We start from the raw sequence: 20659 nt of genomic DNA, 5'->3' as shown, positions 1-20659 counted from the left end.
AGGTGAAACAACCATGGTTCTGAACGTCGAGATGCTCCAGGAGCTGTCGGCCACGGAAGAAGTCGGTCTCTCGGACTGCGAGATCTTCTTCAGCTGCTGCGGTCCGATCGTGCCGCCGTTCCCGCCGAGCACGATCATGACGTGCTTCGGCTGCACCTTCACCAGCTGACGCGCGTCCGTGTGCTGATCACAACCCCGCGAAGGAGGTGAACATGTCCCTGTCCGTCGACGTCCTCCAGGAACTGGAGCCCACCGAGGTCACCCTGAGCGATGACTGCTGCTGGAACTCCATCGTCCAGGGCTGCCAGATCTGGAGCCTGACGACCTCAACCTGCCACAGCTGCACGAACACCGGCTGACGCCGATGTTCGCACCGAGAAGGAGTTTGACGATGACCGTGCGAGTCGAGGTGCTGCAGGAGCTGCCTGCGGCCGTCGAAGGCTCCACACCGGACGGTTGCTGCGCACTCGGCAGCATCTTCACCTGTCCGTCCAACACGTTCGACGCCGTACGGGCGGACACCGCAACGCCCTGACGCCGGAAAAGGCGGTGGTCGCCCCGGCCGTTACCCGGGGCGACCACCGTCCAGGTTAGGCAACGAAAGGTGACCAGACCATGGCACGGGCCTCCGACCAACCTCTGGGACAGGTGCTGCGCACCCGGCCCTGGCTGACCGCCGTTCATGTCGTGGTCCGCTTGCTGGACGCGGTCTGCGCCATCACACTGCCCGCGACACTGGCCGGGGCCGTGAACGCCGTGCTGGGACGCGGCGACACGACGGACGCGCTGCTCTGGCTGTGCGTCGTACTCGTCACGGCCACCGCGGCCGAACTGGTGGCGGAGACGGTGGACGTCCGGCTCGTGACAGCGGCGACGGCTGGGTTGCGGCGCAGGCTCGTCACCCACCTGCTGCGGTTGGATCTGCGCGGTCAGCGCCGCTTCCGCGACGGTGACCTGCTCAGCAGGTTTCTCGAAGGCGCCGCGGAGACCGGCAGGCTGGTGCCGGTGTTGACCGGCGCGGTGGTGTCCGGGCTGACATCGCTGGCCGGTATCGTCGCGCTGCTCGTGATCGACTTATGGACCGGGCTGCTATTCCTCGTCGGCGCGCCGCTGGTGTTGTTGCTCGCCAACGGTTTCCTGCGGCGCGTCACGGTGCTCACCCAGGACTATCAACGGATACAGGGAGAACTGTCCACGCGGTTCCTCGGTGCCGTGCGAGGTGCCCGCACCATCCGCGCCGCGGGTACCGTGGCACGGGAGATCGACCGGGTGCTCGCACCGCTGCCTGCGCTACGCGAAAGCGGCCGAGCGTTCTGGCTGGCGCAGCGGGACATCAGCTGGCGGCTGTCCGTGATCGCGCCGCTGCTGCAGGTCGGAGTCCTCGCCACCGCGGGGTACGGCGTGTGGGCCGGCCGGGTGAGCCCTGGCGCGCTCATCGCTGTCGGCGGCTATCTTGGTCACGCCATGGGCCTCCTCCGCCAGTTCGGTGCACTCGGTGCGTTCGGCCGGGTCCGCGGCTCTGCGGCACGGGTCGGCGAACCGCTAGTCATCCCCCCGGCGACGGCGGGCAGCGCGCCTGCACCCGCGACGGGCCGCGGCGACGTGCGACTACGCGGTGTCCGCGTCACGATGGACGATCGGACAGTCCTGGACGGTATCGACCTCGATCTGCCAGCCGGGGCGTCGGTGGCGGTAGTCGGCGCCGCGGGCGCGGGCAAGTCCAGCCTGGCCGCCGTGCGAGCGGACTGCGGCAACCGGATTCGGGCACGGTGACGGTCGACGGAACAGATCTCGCCACGGTCGACCCGGCCGCGCTGCCCACCATCGCGGCCTACGCGTTCGAACGCCCGGTGCTTTTCGGCGGCACGGTCGGGGACGCACTCGCCGACGGTGACCTCCCGGCGGACGCTCGTGCCGTCGCCGACGCGCTGCCGGCCGCCGACGCCGCTGACTTCGTCGACCGGCTACCCGGCGGTCTCGACACCCCGCTCGACGCACTGCGCGTGTCCGGTGGCGAACTCCAGCGCCTCGGACTCGCCAGGGCGTTCAGCAGACGGCCGCGCCTGCTCGTCCTCGACGACGCGCTGTCCGGTGTGGACACGCTCACCGAGCGGCGTATCACCGCCGCGCTCACCCGGCAGCGCGTCACCCGGCTCATCGTCACCACCCGGGTGTCCACGGCACGCGAAGCGGACATCGTCGTATGGCTACACGAAGGGCGGATCATGGCCGTGGGTCCACATGAGACGCTGGAGTCCGATCCCGGCTACCGCGCGCTGTTCGGCACTGGTCTGCTGACCGGGACCACGCCGTGACGCCGGGTGGCTGGGCGCTGATCCGGCCCGCTTTGGCCGGGCAGCGCCACGCGGCGATCAGACTCGCAGGGTGGTCGGTGGTGGAGACCGTTCCGGTTCTGCTGTCCGGCCAGCTCATCGCGCGAGCGGTCGATGCCGGGTTCCTCGCCGGGCGGCCGGGATTCGGTCTGCTCATGCTCGTCCTGTTCGCCGTGGCCATGGTCATCGGTGCGGCAGCCGGACGTCAGGCTGTCCCGCCGCTCGCCGCCATCGCCGAGGCGGTCCGCGACCACCTGGTCACCCGGATCGTGCGAGCCGGTCTCCACCGGGCAGCGGCCGAGGACGGCCGCACCGACCTCGCTGTGGTCACCCGTGTCACCCGGCAGGCGGAGACGGCGCGGCAGCTCGTCGCCGCGCTGCTCACGACGACGCGCACCGTGGTGTTCTCGGTGGTCGCGGTGCTGGTGGGCCTGTTCGCGCTGGTTCCCGAGCTGGCGTGGCTGACGTCCGGTGGTCTGGTCGTCTCCGGCGTTCTGCTCGCCCTGCTGTCACCGGTCCTGCGCAGGAGATATCACGCGTCGCTCGTCGCCGAGGAGCGCCTCGCCGACGAGGCCGGACGAACCATCGCGGGACTTCGGGACATCCGGGCCTACGGAGCGGCCACCGTCGCCGGCTTCCGCGTGGGGCGATCGGTTACGGACGTGGCGGCGGCGGCGCGAGCCACCGCGAACGCCGGGGCCGCTCGTGTCGCGGTGGTCGCTCTCGGCGCTCGGTTGCCGCTCCTGGCCATGCTCCTGCTCGCACCCAGTCTGGTCGCGGCGGGGGCCGTCACCCCAGGGCAGTTGCTCGGCGCGGCGACGTATCTGGTCACCGGCCTCGAACCGGCCCTGCGGGCAGTGGTGCACGCCGTGGGCAACGCCGGGCTGCAGCTGTCCGTGGTGCTGCGCCGCCTTGGCGACGTGACAGCGGAACCACACGCCGGGACCAGCACGGTCGGCCGGACCACGAACCGGTACGACCTGCGGCTGACCGGTCTCACCTTCCGGTACGGGCCGTTCTCCGCGCCGATCGTCGAGAACCTCGATCTCACGCTGCCGCACGGCACGCACCTGGCGGTCGTGGGACCGAGCGGTATCGGCAAGTCCACCCTCGCCAACCTGGTCGCCGGCCTGACGCCACCGGACAGCGGGCTGATCACGCTCGGCGGGATCCCGGTCGAGGAACTGTCCGAGGCGTGGCTGCGCACGACGATCGCGGTTGTGCCACAGGAGTCCTACGTTTTCACCGGAACGTTGCGGGAGAACCTCGGCTATCTCACGACCACCCTGACGGACGAACGCCTGGACGTCGTCGTCGATGAGTTCGGCCTCCGGCCCCTGGTCCGGCGACTCGGGGGCTACGACGCCGATCTGGGCGACGTGGACGCGCTCTCCCACGGCGAACGGCAGCTCATCACCCTCGCCAGGGTCCACCTCGGCCCCGCCAGGATCATCGTTCTCGACGAAGGCACCTGCCACCTCGATCCGCTCACGGAGGCACGGGTGGAGGCTGTGTTCGCCGCGCGTGGCGACACACTCGTCGTCATCGCCCACCGGATGAGCTCGGCCGCTCGTGCCCAACGGGTCCTGGTCCTCGACGGCAGCACCGCGCGAGTGGGCACCCCGAAGGAACTGGCACAGACCTCGCCGTTGTTCGCCGACCTCCTCGGCCACCGGTAGCCGAGGAGCTACACCACCACACGGCCGGCACGCATGCGCATCATCTCGTCGCCGGCGCCATCCTGCGGGTTCACGGGCAAGCTCCGCGCGTACTCGTGCAACAAGGGGTGCAGGCGATAACGACCGAGTGCCGGGCGTTCGACCAAGCTCGTGCCGACCAGCCGGTCCATCGCGCGCCGCACCTCGGCCGGTGGCAGGCCGGCGAAGCGAGCCACATCCTCTGCGGTCTGGTCCTGGGAGCCCATGCGGCCGAGCAGCCGGAAGAGATGCTGATCCGGCGCTGTCAGCCGCAGGTAGGACCGGTCGAACGCGGCACGCACCCCCACCGTGTCGTCACCGTCCACGACGAGCTCCGCCAGGCGGGCCCGCTCACGCAGGAAACGCACATGCTCGGCTACATCCCCGGCAGGGTCCGCCGCGACGTGTGCGCCCGCGATCCGCAACGCGAGGGGGAGGTGTCCGGTCAGTTCCGCGAGCGCCTCGACCGCCGCCGGCTCTCGCGCGGCACGCTCCTCGCCGACGAACGTGGCGAGGAGCTCAGCGGATCGTTCGCGGCTCAGCACGTCGAGCACCATCCGCTCCGCCCCGTTCGTCACAGCCAGACCGCGCAGGTCCATCCGGCTCGTCACCAGGACCGCGCTGCCGGGGACGCCCGGCAGCAACGGGCGGACCTGCTCGGCGTCCTCGGCATCGTCCAGGACGACCAGCACCCGACGTCCGCTCAAGAGCGCGCGGTACTTCGCGGCGCACCCCTCCACGCTCTCTGGCACTTCCCCCGCGGGCACGCCGAGGGACTGAAGCAGCGATCCGAGCGCTACCTTCACGGGCAGCGGTGGTTGGGGCGCGAACCCGCGGAGGTCGATGTACAGCCGACCGTCCGGATAGCGCTCATGTAATCGATGGGCGACATGGAGGGGCAGGGCTGTCTTGCCCACTCCCGGCATGCCGCCGACGATCATGATCGGCACGGCCGCTTCGTCCGCGTCCCGTGCCCAGGTGACGAGCTCGGCGACCTCGGGCCGGTCGACGAATCCACGGACACCGGGAGGCAGCTGGGTCTGCGCTGGTGCGAGGACCGGGTCACCGCCCGACCGCGTGGACCGGGCCACAGACCGGTCTTCGGCAGCCGGAACGAAGCCGGCGGGCCCGGCACCCGACAGGATGTCCTGCTGCAGCCGCTGGAGGCGCTCGCCAGGCTCGACACCCAGTTCATCGCGGAACAACCGCTGCACGGTCTGGTACGTGTCCAGGGCGTCGGCAAGCCGCTCGGACCTGTACAGCGCAACGACGAGCTGCTCCCAGAACGGCTCGTGCCACGGATGTTCCTTGGTCAGCTGCACGAGCTCGCTGACCACCTCCCTGGCCCGGCCGACCGCCAGGTCGATGTCCAGCCTGCGCTCGACGACGAACAGCCTCTCCTCCTCCAGTTGAGAAGCCACTTCCCGCTGCAGGGAGTCCGATGGGACGTCACTCAGCGGGTGGTCGCGCCACAGGTTTATCGCCTCTGTGAGAAATGCCAGTTCCAGTTCCCGGTCCCCGTTCCGCGCCGCCGCCATGGCCTGTGCCCGGAGGTCGCGAAAGCGCAACAGGTCGAGCTGATCCCGTGTGACCTCCACGCTGTAACCGTCGGTGTGGGTACGTACGACCGCCGAGCGACCATCGTCTCCAAGCACCCGTCTCAGCCGCATGGCGTGCACGCGGATCGTGCGACGGGCGGTCTTCGGCGTTCGGTCGCCCCACAACCGGACCGCGAGTTCATCCAGCGACACCGGCTGGTTCGCCCGGACCAGCAGCGCGGCCAGGAAGACCCGGAGCTTGGCCGCGCCGATCTCGATCCGGCTTCTGCCCCGCACGACCTCCAGCGGTCCAAGGATTCCGAATCGCAACTCATCCTCACGTCCGTCGGACACCGACCAACGCACCGGCAACCCCCCGTCGTCGACACCGTCCCCACCCATCCGAAGCTCGATCAGGTTCCGAGTTATTCCCCCTTGCCATCGGAACCCCGGCTCCGGGCAGGCGGTCGCAAGCCGTGGTTCATCCCGGCTAGCAGGTTGTGGTAGTCGTGAGATATGCCGTTTGGCGTAATTTGCACCCAATTCACCCGGGTCGCTGTCGTCAAACATTGCATATGGGGCAATGACCTGCGGTAACGTCCCAATAATGAGACGAGGGCTGCTCTGCTTGACAAGCTTGATATGATTTATGGTTTAAGTATCTTTTGATACATTAGTCTCGCGTCCTGCCCGCCGCGTTTGTCTTCTCCCCGTGGATCTGCATCCTATTGGTGGTGCTCGTCCTGGTGTTCGTTCTTGCGCTCGTGGGTCTGATACTCGCCAAGAAACAGCCAGGTGACTGCATATCGGTTCGGCTGTTTCCACCGAAGATCGAGGTTTGGTCTGTGGACGGAACGTCCGTCGGTGGACCCGACGCGGGTCCGTCGCCGGTCTGTGAGGTAGCCCAGGCGATGGGCTTACGGTGGCGTCTGTAGCTACCGCCTCACCAAGAGTTCGACGGACAGCAGCGCACGCTCGGTGACGAAGCCGAAACCTCGCGACCCGCAGCGAACGGTCAGCCGATGTGGTCGAGGTTGTCGTCGAGACGGCCAAGGACGCTGCCGCAAGCGCCGTGCTGACCGCCAGTGTCGAGGCCGACCGACGCCACGAGGAACTTACTCCACGGCTGACGTACAGGTTGATCGTCAGCGGACCTGAGCACGGTAGCGCTGACGCAGTCCCCGGCGCCAGCGCGCGACTAACGATCACTCTCGGCGGCCCGCACTGATCTCGACGAGGTCACCGTCGCCATCCGCGACGACTGGCCAAGGCGGGCACCCGAGGAGGGGCGTGACATGGTCGTGACACTGGCGGTGGGTGGTGGGGTGGTGGGCTATCGTAGAGATTGTCGTGCTGGTATAGCCGCAGGGTAAAGGTGGTAGGCGACGTCGAGGGTGCCCCTCCGGAGGCAGTCGTCGGTGTCGTGCACTCGTGATTCATTTCCCCCGAGAAGGGGAGTCGTGCGTCGAGTAGTGGTCTTGCCTGCTCTGACCTTTGACCATCGCCATGTGAAGGTTGTTGCGCACGCTGTTGCAGCGATGCGAGCCATCGCACCTGATCGAATTCTCCTCACCGGGCTATCTGCAGGTTCGGGATGCATGGGTTGTGTGCCATCCCCGTGCGCTGCTTGCTTGCCGAGTGGAGATCTTTATCCCCGATATCGTGCATTTCTTGATGAGGTCGCTTAGCTGGAGTCCTCGCCGGCGGTGGGGTTTGTGGGTTTGGGGACTGAGGCGCTTGCGACCTGTGTATGTCGATTGCATCGTGAGGACTGGCTGGAGGACCGCGGTGTGGATGCCTTGCCTGCTGCCCACGAGTTGGTGCCGGGATGGTGTGTCCTGGGGCGGCCGATCCAGGTATGCCCGAGAACGGAACGGGCGCCGGGGCAGACTGCAGTAGCGTTGGCGCGTCGCCTCGGCGCATCCGTCATCATTGGGGACACGAACCGGCTCGGCGTGGGGCGGCTGAGGGTCGTCGACAGCAGTGGGTTCGAACAGGTGCTTACCGGGTTCGAGGTGGGGCGTCTTCGGCTTGATGAAGGCGTGACCAAGATCGACCGGCGTAACAAGAGTGAGTTCGGGTAGGCGTCGTGACGCTCGATGGAAGCGTCGTGGTCGAGACGCGATGGGTGTCGATCTAGGCACTGGTCCTGCGCCTCTGCTGTGGTCGAGGGAACGACCACAGCAGAGGTTCGGAGGTGCTTTGGTCCGCTGGGCCTAACCCTCGTTGGGGACCAATCGCAGCGAGATCGAGTTGATGCAGTACCGCTGGTCGGTGGGGGTGTCGTAGCCCTCGCCCTCGAAGACGTGGCCCAGGTGGCTGTGGCATGTGGCGCAGATCACTTCGGTCCTCACCATGCCGAGGCTGCGGTCCTCTCGTAAGATCACCGCGTCCGAAGTTCGTGCGGCATAGAACGACGGCCAACCACAGTGTGAGTCGAACTTGGTGTCGCTGCGGAAGAGTTCCGCGCCGCAGGCTCGGCACTCGTACACGCCGGTGGTCTTGGTGTCGGTGTACTCGCCGGTCCACGGGCGTTCGGTGCCTGCCCGGCGCAGCACCGCGTACTCCTCCGGCGTGAGCTGCGCACGCCACTCCTGCTCCGACTTCACCACGCGCGGCCGCTGCTGCTCGGTTTCCATGCCGTCCAAACTACGCGTCGTCAGAAGAACGTGGTGACCACGAAGACCAGGGCGTCCCATGCGGTGATGGTCACACCGAGCAGGATGAGCAGCACGAGGATGGCCGCCATCAGCTTGTAGTGGCCGCCGAGGCGGTTGGCGGAGTCGGCGAAGTCGCCGACGTCCGACAGGTAGCCCTCGACGGTGTAGCCGGACCGGACCCGCTGCTGCCGGTCGAGGTGGGCGGCGAACGCCTGTGCTTCGGGGTCGTCGGGGTCGAGGCCGATCAACTCGTCGTCGAACTGAGCGGACCGCTTGTTCTCCGGTTCGTCCGGGTACGCGGTGGCCGCCATGGCCCCACCGTAACCTCTCTACTTCGCCTTGTCGCCGAGAGCGCGCTCCGCACCCGTCTCGTCCGGTTTGACGTGCACGAACGACGTGAAACCCCACTCCTCCAGCCGGGTGAGCTGGGCGCCGAACTTGCCGGACCGGCGCACCGGCGACACCGAGCGGCCGTCCGCCCGCAGCTCACGCGCGATCGACAGGACCCGGGGGATCGGCGTGTCCTGCTCGTACAGCACGGCGACCGCCTCGCGGTCGGGGGCGCTGGCCAGCAGGTCCACGATCCGTTCGAAGCCGATGGAGAACCCGCACGCGGGCACGTCCGTGCCGAGGAAGCGGCCGATGAGGCGGTCGTAGCGCCCACCGCCCGCCACCGAACCACCCGATGCCGGGTGCGTGACCTCGAAGATCTGGCCCGTGTAGTACCCCATGCCGCGGACCAGCGTCGGGTCGAACTCCCAGGTCAGGTCCGGTAGGGCGGCCAGGCCGCCTGCCGTGGTCGTCATGTCGGCGAGCACGTCGTCGCCGAGGCCGGGCAGCGTCGTGGCCAGCTGGTCGGTGAGCTTCGCCGCGTCCAGGCCCTGCAGGCCGGTGATGGTGTCCTGGAGCCTGCCGACGGTCGCCCCGTCGATGCCGAGGCGGTCGGTCAGCTCGGCGCGGACGCCGTCCCAGCCGACCTTGTCCAGCTTGTCGAGCGTGATGAACAGGCGGTCCCAGCCCTCCGCGGGCACGCCGGACTGCTCGGCCAGCGCGGACAGGAACCGGCGGTCGGAGATCCGTACGGTCGTACCGGAAAGCCCGGCCGCGGCCAGTGCCGCCGACGTCGCCTCGATCAGCTCCACCTCGGCCAGCACGCTCGGCTCGCCGAGCATGTCGATGTCGCACTGGTAGAACTGCCGGTACCGGCCCTTGGCCGGCCGCTCGGCCCGCCACACCGGCCCGAACTGGAACGAGCGGAACGGCTGCGGCAGCGTCGCCCGGTTGGCGCCGTAGAACCGCGACAGCGGCACGGTCAGGTCGAAGCGCAGGCCGAGGTCGACGAGGTCGGACAGCGGCGTCCCGTCGGCGACCGTCGGCTCGAGGCCGCGGCGCAGCACCTGGTAGATCAGCTTCTGGTTCTCGCCGCCCTGACCGCCCTGGAGGCGCTCGATGTTCTCCAGCGCCGGGGTCTCGATGCGCTGGTAGCCGTAGCGGCCGTAGACCTCCGTGATCCGCGCCAGGACATGGTCGCGCATGGCGACGGCCGAGGGCAGCAGATCACGGGTTCCCCGCGCGGGGGTCAGGTCCATCTTCACCGTTATTACGCTACTTGACCAGGCGAAGCCCTTTTCACACGCCGTAGTCTGTCGCCGTGGCCGAGGCGATGGAGTTCGAGGTGGACGGGCACGCCGTGCGCGTGTCGAGTCCGGACAAGCCCTACTTCGCGGAGCTGGGCATCACCAAGTCGGACGTCGTCCGGTACTTCCTGTCGGTGGGCGACGGTATCCTGGGCGCGCTGCGTGACCGGCCCACCACGCTGGAGCGCTGGCCGGGTGGCGTCTTCGAGGGTGCGAAGCTCTCCACCCGGGCGGACAACCGCGGCGACGCGTTCTACCAGAAGCGGGTGCCCAAGGGCGCGCCGTCGTTCGTGGAGACCGCCCGGATCACGTTCCCGAGCGGCCGTCCCGCCGACGAGGTGTGCCCGACGACGCTCGCGGTGGTCGTGTGGGCCGTCAACCTCGGCACGTTGACGTTCCACCCCTGGCCGGTGCGGCGGCCCGAGGTCGACCACCCCGACCAGCTGCGGATCGACCTGGACCCGCAGCCGGGCACGGACTTCCGCGACGCGGTGCGGGTCGCGGGCGAGCTGCGCGCGCTGCTGGCGGAACTGGGGATGGCGGGCTTCCCGAAGACCTCCGGCGGCCGCGGTCTGCACGTGTACGTGCCGATCGAGCCGAGGTGGACCTTCGTCGAGGCCCGCCGCGCGGTGATCGCGCTGGGCCGCGAGCTGGCCCGCCGCATGCCCGACGACGTGACGATGAGCTGGTGGAAGGAGGAGCGGGGCGAGCGGATCTTCATCGATTTCAACCAGATGGCCCGGGACCGGACGATCGCCTGCGCCTACTCGATCCGGCCGACGCCGAGGGCGCAGGTGTCCGCGCCGGTGACGTGGGACGAGCTGCCGGACGTCATGCCCGCGGACTTCACCGTGCTGACCATGCCGGAGCGGTTCGCCGAGGTCGGTGACCTGCACGCGGTGGTCGCGACGACGGCGTTCTCGCTGGAGCCGCTGATGGAGCTGGTGGCCCGGGACGAGGCGAACGGCGAGGGCGACATGCCGTACCCGCCGGAGTACCCGAAGATGGCGGGCGAGCCGAAGCGCGTGCAGCCGAGCCGGGCGCGGGCGGACTAGCTAGCCCACCTTCTGCCACGGCTGGCAGCCCGCGGTCTCCACCAGCTCGTTGAGCTGGATCGTGAGCGTGCCGGGGCCGGTGATCACGCCGTTCTCGATGAGGCCGCCGGTGCCGTCGGACCTGGTCCAGTAGCAGCCGCCCGCGTTGGTGCCGCTCGGACCCGGGGTCTGGTAGACGCCGGGCTGGACCTCGACGCCGACGGTGTGGATGCCGTCGAGCAGCGCCGTGGCCGGGACCTCCGGCGGCGGGGCGACCGTGACGGTCACCCGGACGGTGCTGGTCTGGACGTGCGTCGCGGTGACGGTGACCGTGACGGGTGCGGACTCCGCGGTGTTGTTCGTGCTGGTCGTGCCGACGATCGCCGCGACGACGGTCACGACGACGCCCGCGACGGTCAGTACCAGCCACGGCCACACCGGCCAGCGGTGGTCCGACTTCGCCATGAGCGCGGCTCCTCACCTGCGGTGTGCTGCCCTCGTGCCGTCATCTTTGTCGAAACCGTTACGGCACCGCGACATCCAATGCGGTGAACGTGTGCTCGTTTTCATGTTTAGCCACGTCCGCACGCGTCACTGGTTGCTTTCGGCGGGATCGCAAGGAAGCATCGAGGGGACGGAAGCCGGAGGGAGGTCAACGTGACGAAGCCGTACGTCGTGCGCTACGTGGGCGGGCCGCTCGACGGGCGCGTCGACACGCTCCCCGAGCTGCCGGAACAGCCACGCGACACCGTTACGCACGTGCATCTGCACGAGGGTCCGAAGATCGTGCACCACTACGATCTCTGCTACGCCGTGGAATACGGCTGCGAGTACCGGGTGCGCGAAACCGAGGCCTAGCGCGGCACCGAGACGTCCGCCAGCACCGGGCGGTGGTCGGAGGCGAGCGTGGCCGGCACGGTCGCGGACCGCACCAGCACCCCGTCCGACACGGTCACGAAGTCGATCCGCTTCGTCGGCGCCGCAGCGGGGTACGTGCCGCCGCCGGGTGCCGCGTCGGTCAGCACTGTCCACAGTGGAGCGAGTTCGGGCGCCTCGTGCGGCGCGTTGAAGTCGCCGAGCAGCAGCCGAGGGCCGCGGTCGGCGGACATGATCCGCAGCGTGTCCGCCACCTGCATCGCCCGCACGGCCGGGTCCGCGCGGTAGTCGAGGTGCGTCGAGTACACGTGGACCGGCACGCCGCGCACGAGTACGACGGCCTCCGCGAACCCCGGCGCCGGCTTGGGCACCGGGTCGGGGTCCTGTGTGGACAGCCGGGTGATCTCGTGGTTCTCGGTGTGCAGCACGGGGAAGCGGCTGAGGACGGCGACGCCGTACTGCCGCCGGGGCGCGCCCGGGGTGAGCGGGTCCAGGTCGTAGATCGGCGCGAAGAACACCCGCATCCGCAGCATGGCGGCCAGGTCACGGGCCTGGTCGCGGAAGTCGCTGCGTGCGTCCCAGTGCACGTCGACCTCCTGCAGCGCGACGACGTCCGCGCCGGTGGCACGGATCGCGGCGGCCGTGCGGGACAGGTCGAGCACGCCGTCCGCGCCGATGCCCGTGTGGATGTTGTAGCTCAGCACCCGCAGCGTGACCGGTGGCGGCGCCTGCGCGGCCCCGGCCGGAGCCGCGAGCAGGAACGACAGCATGACCAGCAGCAGCACCCCGACGCGTCGCACGTGGTCACCTTAACGCGTGATCACGGCGGGCAGACGGTTCCGTTGCGGGGGATCGCACCGTCGACGAGGAAGCCGGTGGCCGCCGTCGTGGCGCACGCGGAGAAGCCCAGCGCGCCGTGACCCGCGCCTTCCCAGGAGAGGAACACGCCGGAGTCGAGCTGCTGCGCGGCGCGCTGCGAGCCTTCGAGCGGGGTGACGGCGTCGTTCGCGGTGCCGATGACGAGGATCGGCGGCGCGCCGCGGCCGGTCGGCGTCGGCAGCGGGTGGTCGGGCACGGTCCACGGGCCGCAGAACGCGAGGCGCTGCGCGGCGAGCGGACCGAAGAGCGGATACCGGTCCTGCCACTCCTTCGCGGCGGATTCCACCTGTCCGGGTGACAAGCGCGTCTTCATGTCGTTGCAGGTCGTGACCAGCGCGCCGTCGAGGGACGCGGCCTGGACGTCGCTGCCGAGCGCCAGCGGGGCCAGCATGGCCCGCAGGCCGCTGCCGTCGCCGTCGTTCGCGGTGGCCAGCGCCTTGGCGAGGGTGGGCCACGTCTTGCGGTCGGACAGCCCGATCACGACGGCGTGCGTGGCGGCGCCTGCCGTGATGTCGAGGCCGTCGCCGGGGATGGGGTTGCTGCGCAGCTCGCCCAGCAGCTCCAGGAACGTGCGCTCGGGGTCGGTGCCGAGTTCGCAGCGGCGCGTGACGCAGTCGGCGACGAACGCGTCCCACGCCGCCTCGCCGCCCTTCGCCACGCCCTCGAGGGTCAGCTGCGCGTCCGCGGCCGGGTCGGGCACCCCGTCGAGGACGAGCCGGCCCACCCGATCGGGGAACCGGTCGGCGAACATGCTCACCACGCGTGACCCCTCGCCGTGGCCGATCGCGTTCAGCCGGGACACGCCGAGGCCGGTGCGCAGCGCGTCGAGGTCGGCGGCGGTGCGCCAGGTGTCGAAGGCGGGGAGCTGGCGTTCCAGGGCGATGGAGCACTGCTGCCCGGCGGTCTGCGCGGCCTCGAACCAGGCCTGGACGTCCAGCGCGGCCGGGTCCGGCTCGATCATGTCGCGGCGGACCTGCTGGGGGAGGCAGTTGGCGGCGCCCGAGTTGCCGGTGCCGCGCCGGTCCATGCCGATGAGCTGGAACTTGTCGAAGAACTCCTGCGGGAGCGAGGCCGCGAGCCGGGCCGCGTAGATCGTGCCGGGCAGCCCGTCGACGTCGTTGACGACCGCGATCGGGACGGGCCCGTCGCCCGCCTTGAGGAGCTGGATGCGGGCGGTGCCGCGGTCGGGCGCGTAGGGGGAGTCGAGGACGCCGTTGACGCGGCCGCAGTCGATCGGCAGCCAGCCGGGCAGCTGCTGGAGGGCCAGAGCGTCGCGGATCTCGCCGGAGCAGGTGCGCCATTGGATGTCGTTGTCGGCTTCCTCGAGCGGCGGGACCTCGGTGGGCGGCACCGACTGGGTGGTCGAGACGTCCGGCCCGTCGTTGGTGACGATCTCCGGCCGGACCGAGGGGCCGGCGGTACAGGCAGAGAGCGCCGCCGCGGCGACCAGCATGGCCACGCCTACTCGCCAGGCCGTCACCTTGTCTTGTCCTCCCCTTTGCGCGGTCCGTTGCAGGGTCGCACGGGGGAGGTGAGAACGGGGTGAACGTGGGGCGGGCGGCCTCCGGCCCCCGGTTTCCAGCCTACCGGCCGGGGGCGACGGTTCTGGGTGGTGCGAGTGGTGCTTGTGGACAACTGCGTGCGTTGTGGACAACCCGGGTTCGGCGGGCCGGGGTTGTCGGTGGGCCGGTCTAGGCTGGATTCCGGGGGCCGGAGGCCGCCGGGGTGGCTCCGGGATGGTCTTCGCGCGGGTGGGGCGGGAGGTTTCCGGGGGCTTCGGGGCGGGCTGGATCCGGAGGCTACGGATGGCTTCGGGGTGCCTGGAGGTGGGGTTCGGTCGGGTCGGGGTTCGCTGCGGGCGGTTAGGGCGGTGGGTCCGGTGCACCGCGGCTGGGTGTTTCGGCGGGGCGGGCCCGGGGGCGTGTCTGGGGGTTTCGCGCGGGGTCGGCTTGGCCGTGAGGTTCGGTGGGGTTGGGCTTCGCTTCGGGGGGCGCGGCGGTGGGCCCGGTATGCGGCGGCCGGGGGTGTTTCGGCGGGGTGGGCCCGGGAGGTGTTTGGGGGTTTGGTAGTCGGCTTGGACGTGGGGCTCGGATCGATCGGGTCGGGGTTCGCCGCGGCGGTCACGGCGGGGGTCCGGTACGCGGCGGGCGGGGTGTTTCGGCGGGGCGGGTCCGGGAGGTGTTTGGGGTTTCGGGCGGGGTTGGCTGGGGGTGGGGTTCGGTCGGGTTGGGGTTCATTGCGGGTGGTCACGGCGGTGGGTCCGGTGTGCGGTGGCCGGGGGTGTTTCGGCGGGGCGGGTCCGGGAGGTATCTGGGGGCTTCGGGTCGGAGTCGGCTTGGCGTTGCGGCTCCGATCGGTCGGGTCGGAGTTCGCTGCGGGTGGTCGCGGTGGCGGGTCCGGTACGCGGCGGCCGGGGTGTTTCGGCGGGGCGCGCCCGGGAGGTGTCTGGGGGCTTCGGGCGGGGTTGGCTTGCGGCGGGGGTCGCCGCGGGTGGTCACGGCGGCGGGTCCGGCGCGCGACGGCCGGGGTGCTTCGGCGAGGTGGACCCGGGAGTGTCGGGGGCTTCGGGCGAGCGTCGGCTGGGCGGTGCGGTTCCGATCGGTCAGGTCGGGGAGCGTTGCGGGGCGCGGCCATGGCGAAGGTGGCGGGGTGCTTCGGCGAGCGAGCCGGGAGGTTCCCGCAGGCTTCGGGCGAGGGGTGGACCGGGAGGCCGTCGGGGCGGCTCGGGCGGCAGCCGGGCTTGGAAACCGGGGATGCGGGTCGTTCAGTCGGCGGTCGCCCCGGGTGGGTAGGCGGCTGCGCGGGGGTGCTTCGGCGAGGAGTTTCTGGGGCTCGGGCGAGAGGCGGCTGGGAGGCGGGGCTCGGATCGTTCAGGTCAGGGTCGCCGCTGGGCGGGCGACCAGGTGGCGCGCACGTCGTCGCGCCAACGTGGCTCGGCGTGCCGAATTCAGCGGCTCCGGTTCAGGGATCCGGCTCGAAGGTCAGGACAGCACGTCCGCGAGGTCGAACTTGACCGGCTCCTCCAGCTGCTCATACGTGCAGCTGCGCGGATCACGGTCCGGGCGCCACCGGGAGAACTGTGCCGTGTGCCGGAACCGGACACCCTCCATGTGGTCGTACCGCACCTCGACCACGCGTTCCGGGCGCAGCGGCACGAACGACAGGTCCTTGCCCGCCTGCCACCTGCTGCCCTCCGCGTTCCTCGGCGTCCGCGTGCCCTCCTCCTGCTTCGCCCACGCCCAGGGGTGGTTGTCGAAGTCCGTGACGAGCTCCTGCATCTCCTCGAACAGCTCTTCCCGCCTCGCCAGGGGGAACGCGCCGATCACGCCGACGCTCGCCAGCACGCCCTCGTCGTTGTAGAGGCCGAGCAGCAGCGAGCCGATGCGGTTCGGGGCGCTCTTGTGGACGCGGTAGCCGGCGACGACGCAGTCGGCGGTGCGTTCGTGCTTGATCTTGAACATCACGCGCTTGTCCGGTTCGTACTCACCCGCCAGGGGCTTGGCGATCACCCCGTCGAGGCCGGCGCCCTCGAACTGTTCGAACCACTGCTGGGCCACCGCCGGGTCGGTGGTCGTCCTGGTCAGGTGGATGGGGGCCTGCGCAGGCGCGAGGGCCGCCTCCAGCGCTGCGCGGCGGTCGGCGAACGACCGGGTCGTGTAGTCCTCGTCGTCCAGGGCCAGCAGGTCGAAGGCCACGAACTTGGCGGGGGTCGTCTCCGACAACATCGTGACGCGGCTCGCGGCCGGGTGGATGCGCTGGGCGAGCACCTCGAAGTCGAGCCGGTCGCCGGTCGGGCCGACGACCACGATCTCGCCGTCGATCACGCAGCGGGCCGGGAAGTTGGCCTTCACCGCCTCGACCAGCTCCGGGAAGTACCTGGTCATGGGACGTTCGTTGCGGCTGCCGATCTCGACGTCGTCACCGTCGCGGAAGATGATCGACCGGAAGCCGTCCCACTTCGGCTCGTAGCTCATCTCGCCCGTCGGGATCTTCTTCACCGGCTTGGCCAGCATCGGCTTCACCGGCGGCATGATCGGGAGCTGCATGGCCGTCATTCTGGCCCGGATGCCGCCTTCTTGCGATACCGCAGCATCAGAAATCCCTCGTCGGAGAGCACGGACTCCAACGTCAGGTCGATCGGCGCGGCCGCGGGGAGGCCGTCGGCGACGCGGACGGCGCCTGCGCCGGTGAGCAGCGGGGACACGGTCAGGCACAGCTGGTCCACCAGGTCCGCCGCGATCAGGTCCGCGAACAGCGTCGGGCCGCCCTCGCAGCACACCCGCAGCAGGTCGCGGTCCGCGAGCGCGGCCAGCGCCGCGGCCGGGTCCACACGGTCCTCGCCCGCCACCACCACGTCGGCGCCCGCGTCGGCCACCGCCTTGCGCCAGTCGGTGGGGGCGGCCTCCGAGGTCAGCACGATCGGCGGCACCCGGGTGTCGGTGATCAGCGGGGACGTCGGGTCGACCGAGCCGCGGCCGGTGACCACCGCGATGGGCGGGATGTCCGCGAGCCCCAGCCGGGTGCGCCGCGACGCGCGCAGCTCCGTGTGCTTGACGCCCCGGTACCCCTCGGCCAGCGCGGTGCCCGCACCCACGAGCACCACGTCGGCGAGGTCACGGCCGAGCGCGAACACCTTCTTGTCCGCCGGACTGGACAGTCCACGGGAACGCCCGGACAGGGTCGCGGCGCCGTCGGCGCTCGCGACGAAGTTGACCTGCACGAAAGGACGGGTCAGCTCGGTGGGGTACGCGTAGAGGTCTTCCAGCGCGCGGTCGTCGACGGAAGGGCCGGGGCTGAGCAGATGCATGCCCCAATCCCAGCACGCGTCAGCGGCGCTTGCCGTTCCGGTGCTGGTTCACCAGAGCCCACACGGACACGGCCTGGCCGTCGTCGTCGCCCGAGCGGGACCTCCGGGCCGTGAGTGGATCGCTGCGACCAGACTCGAGCTCCTGTCGGATCTGGTCGTAGATCGGGGTGTCGGACAAGTGCATCCCTCCCGTTCGCAGCCAAACCCTCGCAGGTGACGCAGCGTACCGCCTCGGATCCACAGCGGTGGCAAGGGGGTTGCTTTCGAAAACCAGTCGCCCGAAACGCCCCGATGCCGGACGATCTGCGGTATGGGCGCGGGATTTCTGGAGGCCAACGGCCTCGGCCATCGACTCGACGACGGTAGACAACTCTTCCGCGACGCGTCGTTCCGGGTCAGCACCGGCCAGGTCGTCGCGCTCGTCGGCGCCAACGGGGCGGGCAAGACGACGTTGCTGCGGCTGCTGTCCGGCGACCTGCCGCCCAAGGAGGGCGGGGTGACCGTCCAGGGCGGACTGGGCGTGATGCCCCAGTTCATCGGGTCGGTCCGGGACGAGCGCACCGTGCGGGACCTGCTGCTGGCCGTCTCGCCACCCGCGTTGCGGGCGGCCGCCGTGGCACTCGACGACGCCGAACTGGCCATGATGGACACCGACGACGAGCCGACTCAGTTGCGTTATGCGACCGCCCTGGCCGGCTGGGGCGAGGCAGGCGGGTACGACGCCGAGGTCCTGTGGGACACGGCGACCGTCGCCGCGCTCGGCGTGCCCTACGACCGCGCCCAGTTCCGGTCCGTGTCCACGCTGTCCGGCGGCGAGCAGAAACGTCTCGTCCTGGAGGCGCTGCTGCTGGGCCGGGAACAGGTGCTCCTGCTCGACGAGCCGGACAACTACCTCGACGTGCCCGGCAAGCGGTGGCTGGAGGAACGGCTCGCCGCCTGTGGCAAGGCCGTGCTGCTCGTCAGCCACGACCGGGAGCTGCTCGCGAGCGCCGCCACCCACATCGTCACGCTCGAGGGCGGCACGACCTGGGTGCACGGCGGCGGGTTCGGCACCTGGCACGCGGCCCGCGAGGCCCGCTGGGACCGCATGGCCGAGCTGCGCAGGCGCTGGGACGAGGAGCACCAGAAGCTCAAGGACCTGGTCCGCAACCTGCAGCAGGCCGCCATGGTCAGCGACGGCATGGCGCCCAAGTACAAGGCCGCCTGCACCCGCCTCCGCAAGTTCGAGGAGGGCGGGCCGCCGCCGCTGCCGCCGAAGGAGGAACGGGTGCAGCCGCGGCTGCGCGGCGGGCGGACCGGGCTGCGTGCGATCCAGTGCCACGGCCTGGAGCTGACCGGGCTGATGAAACCGTTCGACCTGGAGGTGTTCTTCGGCGACCGGGTCGCGGTGCTCGGGTCGAACGGCTCCGGCAAGAGCCACTTCCTGCGGCTCCTCGCAGGCGACACGGTCAAGCACGACGGTGCGTGGAAGCTCGGCGCCAGGGTCGTGCCCGGGTTGTTCGCGCAGACCCACCAGCACCCGGAGTGGGTGGGCCGGACGCTGCTCGACGTCCTGTGGCGCGGCGACGGCACGCGGGAGGGCCTCGACGAGGGGGCCGCGTCGTCGAAGCTGTCCCGGTACGGCCTCGCGGGCTCGCGGTCGCAGCGGTTCGAGACGCTGTCCGGCGGGCAGCAGGCCCGGTTCCAGATCCTGCTGCTGGAGCTGTCCGGCGCCACGCTGCTGTTGCTGGACGAGCCGACGGACAACCTGGACCTGACGTCGGCCGAGGCACTGCAGGACGCGCTCGAGGCGTTCGAGGGGACGGTCATGTCGGTGACGCACGACCGCTGGTTCGCCAAGTCGTTCGACCGGTTTCTCGTGTTCCGGTCCGACGGCCAGGTGGTCGAGACGGACGAGCCGGTGTGGGACGAGGCCAGGGTGCGGAGGGCGCGGTGAGCGTCGCGGTCGTGACGGGTGGTGCGTGCGGCATCGGCGCGGGCGTCGCCGAGCGCCTGCGTGCCGACGGGCACCGGGTCGCGGTGCTGGACGTCGACACGGCAGGCGCGGAGGGCGACGCGATCGTCCACTGTGACGTCGCGGACGAGGAGTCGGTGGCGGCCGCGTTCGACGAGGTCGTCACGACCCTCGGCGAGCCGCTGATCGTGGTGAACAACGCCGGGTTCGCGCGGGACCAGCCGCTGACGGACATGTCGACGGCCGACTGGGACGCGGTCGTCGACGTCTGTCTGCGTGGCGCGTTCCTCACCACCCGGCTGGCCGCGCCGTTCATGAAGGCCGCGGGCTTCGGACGGATCGTGAACATCTCGTCGACCTCCGCGCTCGGCGACCCGGACCGCGTGCAGTACGTGTCCGCGAAGTCCGGGCTGAACGGGTTCACGAAGGCGGCCGCGCTGGAGCTGGGCCCGTTCGGGGTGACGGTCAACGCGGTCGCGCCGGGCTTCACCGCCACCAACATGACGGTCCGGTCGGCGGCGCGCCGGGGCCGGACGCTGGCGGAGCACATCCGGATCACGGCCGAGGCGTTGCCGGTGCGGCGCGCGGGCCACCCGGCGGACATCGCGCACGCGGTGTCGTTCTTCACGAGCAAGGGCGCCGGGTTCGTGACCGGTCAGGTCCTGTACGTGGCGGGTGCTCCGCTGGGATGAGCCTGGGGCCGGCGGTGGTGGTGATCACCGGGATCATGGCGGCCGGCAAGTCGACGGTCGCCCAGCTGCTCGCCGAGCGGTTGCCGAGGGCCGCGCACGTGCGGGGTGACCTGTTCCGCCGGATGATCGTGTCCGGCCGCGCGGACATGACGCCCGGCGCGGAGGAGGAGGCGGTGGCGCAGCTGCGGTTGCGGCACCGGCTGACCGCACAGGTCGCCGACGGGTACGCCGGCGCCGGGTTCACCGCGGTCGTGCAGGACGTGCTGCTGGGCGAGCACGTCGACGAGCTGCTCGACGCGCTGCGGACCCGGCCGAGGTACCTGGTGGTGCTGGCGCCGTCGCCCGCCGCGGTGGCCGCGCGCGAGGCGGGGCGGGCGAAGACCGGCTACGGCGCGTGGACCGTCGAGGACCTCGACCACGGTCTGCGCGCGATGCCGCGCCGGGGCCTGTGGCTCGACTCGACGCACCTGACGCCCGAGGCCACCGTGGACGCGCTGCTGGCGGGCCTCGGCACGGCCCGGATGCCCTGAACGTCGTTACGACAGGTCCCGG

General features: G+C 70.5%; 20 protein-coding genes. 11 read left to right on the top strand and 9 right to left on the bottom strand.

The window, feature by feature from the left end:
* Positions 1-13 precede the first annotated feature (13 nt).
* The 6 genes from ACYQ77_RS41690 (at position 14) to ACYQ77_RS41665 (ending at position 4012) form a co-directional block, all read left to right on the top strand.
* A complete protein-coding gene (locus ACYQ77_RS41690) occupies positions 14-169 on the top strand; it encodes a hypothetical protein (protein WP_459722604.1) in 156 nt (51 codons plus the stop codon).
* A gap of 43 nt (positions 170-212) precedes the next feature.
* Positions 213-359 carry a hypothetical protein gene (locus tag ACYQ77_RS41685; RefSeq protein ID WP_459722602.1) on the top strand — a complete coding sequence of 49 codons (147 nt, stop codon included), beginning with the start codon at positions 213-215 and terminating at the stop codon, positions 357-359.
* Between the two features lie 32 nt (positions 360-391).
* A complete protein-coding gene (locus ACYQ77_RS41680; protein WP_459722600.1) occupies positions 392-535 on the top strand; it encodes a hypothetical protein in 144 nt (47 codons plus the stop codon).
* 80 nt (positions 536-615) lie between these two features.
* The gene (locus ACYQ77_RS41675) at positions 616-1773 is read left to right on the top strand and encodes an ABC transporter transmembrane domain-containing protein (protein WP_459722598.1); all 1158 of its coding nucleotides are present in this window, start codon (positions 616-618) and stop codon (positions 1771-1773) included.
* Entirely contained in the window at positions 1770-2315 is a 546-nt protein-coding gene (locus ACYQ77_RS41670; protein WP_459722596.1) for an ATP-binding cassette domain-containing protein, read from the top strand. The genes ACYQ77_RS41675 and ACYQ77_RS41670 overlap by 4 nt, the downstream gene beginning before the upstream one ends.
* A gap of 80 nt (positions 2316-2395) precedes the next feature.
* On the top strand, positions 2396-4012 hold the full coding sequence (locus tag ACYQ77_RS41665; RefSeq protein WP_459722593.1) for an ATP-binding cassette domain-containing protein: 1617 nt from the start codon (positions 2396-2398) through the stop codon (positions 4010-4012).
* An 8-nt stretch (positions 4013-4020) separates the two neighbouring features.
* On the opposite strand, the gene ACYQ77_RS41660 is transcribed toward ACYQ77_RS41665, so the two are convergent.
* The 4 genes from ACYQ77_RS41660 to hisS form a co-directional block, all read right to left on the bottom strand.
* Positions 4021-5970, bottom strand: a complete 1950-nt coding sequence (locus tag ACYQ77_RS41660) for an AfsR/SARP family transcriptional regulator (protein WP_459722591.1) — start codon at positions 5968-5970, stop codon at positions 4021-4023.
* Positions 5971-7784: 1814 nt separating this feature from the next.
* Positions 7785-8207: a peptide-methionine (R)-S-oxide reductase MsrB gene (gene msrB / locus ACYQ77_RS41655; RefSeq protein WP_459722588.1), complete on the bottom strand. Its 423-nt coding sequence runs from the start codon at positions 8205-8207 to the stop codon at positions 7785-7787.
* 20 nt (positions 8208-8227) lie between these two features.
* Positions 8228-8539, bottom strand: a complete 312-nt coding sequence (locus tag ACYQ77_RS41650; RefSeq protein ID WP_459722586.1) for a hypothetical protein — start codon at positions 8537-8539, stop codon at positions 8228-8230.
* Positions 8540-8557: 18 nt separating this feature from the next.
* A complete protein-coding gene (gene hisS / locus ACYQ77_RS41645) occupies positions 8558-9817 on the bottom strand; it encodes a histidine--tRNA ligase (protein WP_459722666.1) in 1260 nt (419 codons plus the stop codon).
* 74 nt (positions 9818-9891) lie between these two features.
* On the opposite strand from hisS, the gene ligD reads away from it, so the two are divergent.
* On the top strand, positions 9892-10920 hold the full coding sequence (gene ligD / locus ACYQ77_RS41640; protein ID WP_459722664.1) for a non-homologous end-joining DNA ligase: 1029 nt from the start codon (positions 9892-9894) through the stop codon (positions 10918-10920).
* Here the strand turns inward: ligD and ACYQ77_RS41635 are convergent, their stop codons facing one another.
* On the bottom strand, positions 10921-11364 hold the full coding sequence (locus ACYQ77_RS41635) for a hypothetical protein (protein WP_459722584.1): 444 nt from the start codon (positions 11362-11364) through the stop codon (positions 10921-10923).
* A gap of 192 nt (positions 11365-11556) precedes the next feature.
* Here ACYQ77_RS41635 and ACYQ77_RS41630 point away from each other — a divergent pair, with 192 nt between their 5' ends.
* The gene (locus ACYQ77_RS41630; RefSeq protein ID WP_459722582.1) at positions 11557-11757 is read left to right on the top strand and encodes a hypothetical protein; all 201 of its coding nucleotides are present in this window, start codon (positions 11557-11559) and stop codon (positions 11755-11757) included.
* Here ACYQ77_RS41630 and ACYQ77_RS41625 read toward each other — a convergent pair.
* From ACYQ77_RS41625 to ACYQ77_RS41610, 4 genes are all read right to left on the bottom strand, one after another.
* On the bottom strand, positions 11754-12545 hold the full coding sequence (locus ACYQ77_RS41625; RefSeq protein ID WP_459722662.1) for an endonuclease/exonuclease/phosphatase family protein: 792 nt from the start codon (positions 12543-12545) through the stop codon (positions 11754-11756). The two genes, ACYQ77_RS41630 and ACYQ77_RS41625, sit on opposite strands and share 4 nt — an antisense overlap.
* Positions 12546-12595: 50 nt before the next feature.
* Positions 12596-14107 (bottom strand): alpha/beta hydrolase, encoded by a 1512-nt coding sequence (locus ACYQ77_RS41620; RefSeq protein ID WP_459722659.1) that lies wholly within the window; start codon positions 14105-14107, stop codon positions 12596-12598.
* Between the two features lie 1528 nt (positions 14108-15635).
* On the bottom strand, positions 15636-16700 hold the full coding sequence (locus tag ACYQ77_RS41615; RefSeq protein WP_459722580.1) for an ATP-dependent DNA ligase: 1065 nt from the start codon (positions 16698-16700) through the stop codon (positions 15636-15638).
* 5 nt (positions 16701-16705) lie between these two features.
* Positions 16706-17461, bottom strand: a complete 756-nt coding sequence (locus ACYQ77_RS41610; RefSeq protein WP_459722578.1) for a pyrimidine reductase family protein — start codon at positions 17459-17461, stop codon at positions 16706-16708.
* 310 nt (positions 17462-17771) lie between these two features.
* On the opposite strand from ACYQ77_RS41610, the gene ACYQ77_RS41605 reads away from it, so the two are divergent.
* From ACYQ77_RS41605 to ACYQ77_RS41595, 3 genes are read left to right on the top strand one after another with little or no spacing between them, the layout of a single operon-like run.
* The gene (locus tag ACYQ77_RS41605; protein ID WP_459722575.1) at positions 17772-19397 is read left to right on the top strand and encodes an ABC-F family ATP-binding cassette domain-containing protein; all 1626 of its coding nucleotides are present in this window, start codon (positions 17772-17774) and stop codon (positions 19395-19397) included.
* Positions 19394-20107 (top strand): SDR family oxidoreductase, encoded by a 714-nt coding sequence (locus tag ACYQ77_RS41600; RefSeq protein WP_459722572.1) that lies wholly within the window; start codon positions 19394-19396, stop codon positions 20105-20107. The genes ACYQ77_RS41605 and ACYQ77_RS41600 overlap by 4 nt, the downstream gene beginning before the upstream one ends.
* A complete protein-coding gene (locus ACYQ77_RS41595) occupies positions 20104-20637 on the top strand; it encodes an AAA family ATPase (RefSeq protein WP_459722569.1) in 534 nt (177 codons plus the stop codon). Before ACYQ77_RS41600 ends, ACYQ77_RS41595 begins: the two co-directional genes overlap by 4 nt.
* Positions 20638-20659: the final 22 nt, after the last annotated feature.

The sequence above is a fragment of the Actinophytocola sp. KF-1 genome, assembly GCF_054661535.1.
The sequence above is the reverse complement of the archived record's forward strand: the minus strand, read 5'-3'. Positions and strand labels throughout refer to the sequence as shown.

Excerpts from the sequence above, each read along its gene's own strand:
- ACYQ77_RS41690 (WP_459722604.1), top strand. The coding sequence starts at position 14 with ATGGTTCTGAACGTCGAGATGCTCCAGGAGCTGTCGGCCACGGAAGAA.
- ACYQ77_RS41685 (WP_459722602.1), top strand. The coding sequence starts at position 213 with ATGTCCCTGTCCGTCGACGTCCTCCAGGAACTGGAGCCCACCGAGGTC.
- ACYQ77_RS41680 (WP_459722600.1), top strand. The coding sequence starts at position 392 with ATGACCGTGCGAGTCGAGGTGCTGCAGGAGCTGCCTGCGGCCGTCGAA.
- ACYQ77_RS41675 (WP_459722598.1), top strand. The coding sequence starts at position 616 with ATGGCACGGGCCTCCGACCAACCTCTGGGACAGGTGCTGCGCACCCGG.
- ACYQ77_RS41660 (WP_459722591.1), bottom strand. The coding sequence starts at position 5,970 with ATGGGTGGGGACGGTGTCGACGACGGGGGGTTGCCGGTGCGTTGGTCG.
- msrB (WP_459722588.1), bottom strand. The coding sequence starts at position 8,207 with ATGGAAACCGAGCAGCAGCGGCCGCGCGTGGTGAAGTCGGAGCAGGAG.
- ACYQ77_RS41650 (WP_459722586.1), bottom strand. The coding sequence starts at position 8,539 with ATGGCGGCCACCGCGTACCCGGACGAACCGGAGAACAAGCGGTCCGCT.
- hisS (WP_459722666.1), bottom strand. The coding sequence starts at position 9,817 with ATGGACCTGACCCCCGCGCGGGGAACCCGTGATCTGCTGCCCTCGGCC.
- ligD (WP_459722664.1), top strand. The coding sequence starts at position 9,892 with ATGGAGTTCGAGGTGGACGGGCACGCCGTGCGCGTGTCGAGTCCGGAC.
- ACYQ77_RS41635 (WP_459722584.1), bottom strand. The coding sequence starts at position 11,364 with ATGGCGAAGTCGGACCACCGCTGGCCGGTGTGGCCGTGGCTGGTACTG.
- ACYQ77_RS41625 (WP_459722662.1), bottom strand. The coding sequence starts at position 12,545 with ATGCTGTCGTTCCTGCTCGCGGCTCCGGCCGGGGCCGCGCAGGCGCCG.
- ACYQ77_RS41620 (WP_459722659.1), bottom strand. The coding sequence starts at position 14,107 with ATGCTGGTCGCCGCGGCGGCGCTCTCTGCCTGTACCGCCGGCCCCTCG.
- ACYQ77_RS41615 (WP_459722580.1), bottom strand. The coding sequence starts at position 16,700 with ATGCAGCTCCCGATCATGCCGCCGGTGAAGCCGATGCTGGCCAAGCCG.
- ACYQ77_RS41610 (WP_459722578.1), bottom strand. The coding sequence starts at position 17,461 with ATGCATCTGCTCAGCCCCGGCCCTTCCGTCGACGACCGCGCGCTGGAA.
- ACYQ77_RS41605 (WP_459722575.1), top strand. The coding sequence starts at position 17,772 with ATGGGCGCGGGATTTCTGGAGGCCAACGGCCTCGGCCATCGACTCGAC.
- ACYQ77_RS41595 (WP_459722569.1), top strand. The coding sequence starts at position 20,104 with ATGAGCCTGGGGCCGGCGGTGGTGGTGATCACCGGGATCATGGCGGCC.